The sequence below is a fragment of the Pseudomonas sp. NPDC089534 genome (assembly GCF_044749305.1).
GTDB classification, from domain to species: domain Bacteria; phylum Pseudomonadota; class Gammaproteobacteria; order Pseudomonadales; family Pseudomonadaceae; genus Aquipseudomonas; species Aquipseudomonas ekonensis.
On the sequence record NZ_JBIVHR010000196.1, the window covers coordinates 1 to 2503 of the forward strand.

Annotated in this window: 3 protein-coding genes; 2 read left to right on the forward strand and 1 reads right to left on the reverse strand. The window is 61.6% G+C overall.

From position 1 onward, the window contains the following. The first annotated feature begins 189 nt into the window (after positions 1-189). Positions 190-402 carry a cold-shock protein gene (locus ACIP0B_RS28285; protein ID WP_085580487.1) on the forward strand — a complete coding sequence of 71 codons (213 nt, stop codon included), beginning with the start codon at positions 190-192 and terminating at the stop codon, positions 400-402. 97 nt (positions 403-499) lie between these two features. Further along, a complete protein-coding gene (locus ACIP0B_RS28290) occupies positions 500-988 on the forward strand; it encodes an RDD family protein (RefSeq protein WP_400838461.1) in 489 nt (162 codons plus the stop codon). A gap of 133 nt (positions 989-1121) precedes the next feature. Here ACIP0B_RS28290 and nadA read toward each other — a convergent pair whose 3' ends face one another. Next, a complete protein-coding gene (gene nadA, locus ACIP0B_RS28295) occupies positions 1122-2180 on the reverse strand; it encodes a quinolinate synthase NadA (RefSeq protein WP_400838464.1) in 1059 nt (352 codons plus the stop codon). Positions 2181-2503: the final 323 nt, after the last annotated feature.

Genomic DNA, 2503 nt, shown 5'->3' on the forward strand with positions numbered 1-2503 from the left:
CCCCAACCCCCCGCTCCAAAGGGGGGTTTTTTTTTTGGGCGGGGCGGTTTGGGTGGGGGCCCGCGCGGCCCGGTGTTGGGGGGTTGTCCGCCCCCCATTGCGCTCGGGTTTCCCCCCCCCCCACCCCCCCCCCGCACTCTTCCCTGAGAACGAGACTGACCTCACTTTTAGCGTCAAAGGAAATAAGAAATGTCCACACGTCAGAGCGGCACCGTCAAGTGGTTTAACGACGAGAAAGGTTTTGGTTTTATCACTCCAGAAAGCGGTCCGGATCTGTTCGTGCATTTCCGCGCCATCCAGGGCAGCGGCTTCAAGAGCCTGAAAGAAGGCCAGAAAGTGACCTTCGTTGCCGTGCAAGGCCAGAAAGGCATGCAGGCTGATGAAGTCATCGCAGAAGGCTGATCTTCTGTAACGAAAAAGCCCCTGATATTGATATCAGGGGCTTTTTTGTGCGCGCGAATCCGTAAAATGGCGCTTCATTTTCCGTCCAGAGGCTGCCATGTCGAAACACCTGCTCTCCCCCCAGGGCGACTTTCCCGCCGTCGGCCTGGGCCGTCGCCTGGCAGCGATGTTCTATGACTTCCTGCTCTGCACCGCCCTGCTGATCGTCACCGGCGGCATCTACAAGATGATCCAGGCCGCCATCATCGGCGAGGAACGCCTGCGGGTCATGACCGATGCCGGCCAGCTGGACGGCGACCCCCTCTATTCCACGGTGCTTTTGCTGGTGCTGTTCGGCTTCTTCGCCAAGTTCTGGACCCACGCCGGCCAGACCCTGGGCATGCAGGTGTGGGGCATCCGCGTGCAGAACGCCGATGGCACCGCCATCAGCGTGTGGCAGGCGCTGCTGCGCTTCATGGTGTCGATGGCGTCGTGGCTGTGCCTGGGGCTGGGGTTCTTCTGGTCGCTGTTCGACAAGCAGAAGCGCACCTGGCATGACATCTATTCCGATACCCGGCTGGTGCGGATCCCGAAAAAGGCCAAGTGATCCTTGGCGCAGAAACGACTGTAGGAGCGAGCCTGCTCGCGATTACGGTAGGTCAGTCAAATAATCCATCGACTGACGCACCGTAATCTCGAGCAGGCTCGCTCCTACATCAGGGACTGCCGGAACTCAGGTTTCAGGCGTTGCCGGCCAGCTTCATCCGCGCCGCCTGGGTGAAGTCCAGCATGCGCTTGAGCGGGCGGATCGCCTGCGGAATCAGCGCCGGGTCGACGAAGATCTCGCCGGTGCCTTCCTTCAGGCACTTGAGCGTGCGCTCAAGGGTGTTCATGGCCATCCACGGGCAATGCGCGCAGCTGCGACATGCCGCGCCGTTGCCGGCGGTAGGCGCCTCGATGAAGACCTTGTCCGGGCACACCTGCTGCATCTTGTAGAAGATGCCGCGGTCGGTGGCGACGATCAGGGTCTTGTGCGGCAGCGACTTGGCCGCGGCGATCAACTGGCTGGTGGAACCGACGGCGTCCGCCAGTTCGATGACCGACGTCGGCGATTCCGGGTGCACCAGGATGGCGGCGTCCGGGTACAGCGCCTTCATGTCTTCGAGCTGCTTGGCCTTGAACTCTTCGTGAACGATGCAGGCGCCGTCCCACAGCAGCATGTCGGCGCCGGTCTGGCGCTGGATGTAGGTGCCCAGGTGCTTGTCCGGGCCCCAGATGATGGTCTCGCCGTTGTCCATCAGGCTCTCGACGATCTCCAGCGCGCAACTGGACGTCACCACCCAGTCGGCCCGCGCCTTCACCGCCGCCGAGGTGTTGGCGTACACCACCACCGTGCGCTCCGGGTGCTGATCGCAAAACGCCGAGAACTCATCCACCGGGCACCCCAGGTCCAGGGAGCAGGTGGCGTCCAGCGTCGGCATCAGCACGCGCTTTTCCGGGTTGAGGATCTTGGCGGTCTCGCCCATGAATTTCACGCCGGCCACCACCACGGTCTTGGCCGGGTGGGCATTGCCGAAGCGGGCCATCTCCAGGGAATCGGACACGCAGCCGCCGGTCTCTTCGGCCAGGGCCTGGATGACCGGATCGCAATAGAAGTGGGCAACCAGCACGGCGTCCTGAGCCTTGAGCTCGGCGGCGATGGCGGAACGGTAGTGGGCCTCTTCCTCGGCCGTCAGCGGCTTGGGCTGTTTGGCATCGAGGTGGGCTTGAACCAGAAGGCGTTCGGAAATCTGCGTCATGTTCGCAAGACCTGCAGGCGCATTCGCGCGAAAGTCGAGTATACACCCGGCTCCGGACCACTAGAGGGCACCGCCGGGAGAGTGAGTATCATCAGGCACGGACAGCATTGAAGCTGCGCAAGGCTACAGAATATCCCGTTGATGCAAAAGATGATTCTGACCTGCGTCACGGCAGGTCGGCACCGGATCGGGGCATGCCCGAATCGCAGGCAAAAAAAAATCCGGAAATCCTCACTTGCGTGGGCCTTCCAGACTTTTTGAAACTTCGAAAATGGTGGGTCGTGTAGGATTCGAACCTACGACCAATTGGTTAAAAGCCAACT

Coding starts and splice junctions, on each gene's coding strand:
- ACIP0B_RS28290 (WP_400838461.1), top strand. CDS start 500: ATGTCGAAACACCTGCTCTCCCCCCAGGGCGACTTTCCCGCCGTCGGC.
- ACIP0B_RS28285 (WP_085580487.1), top strand. CDS start 190: ATGTCCACACGTCAGAGCGGCACCGTCAAGTGGTTTAACGACGAGAAA.
- nadA (WP_400838464.1), bottom strand. CDS start 2,180: ATGACGCAGATTTCCGAACGCCTTCTGGTTCAAGCCCACCTCGATGCC.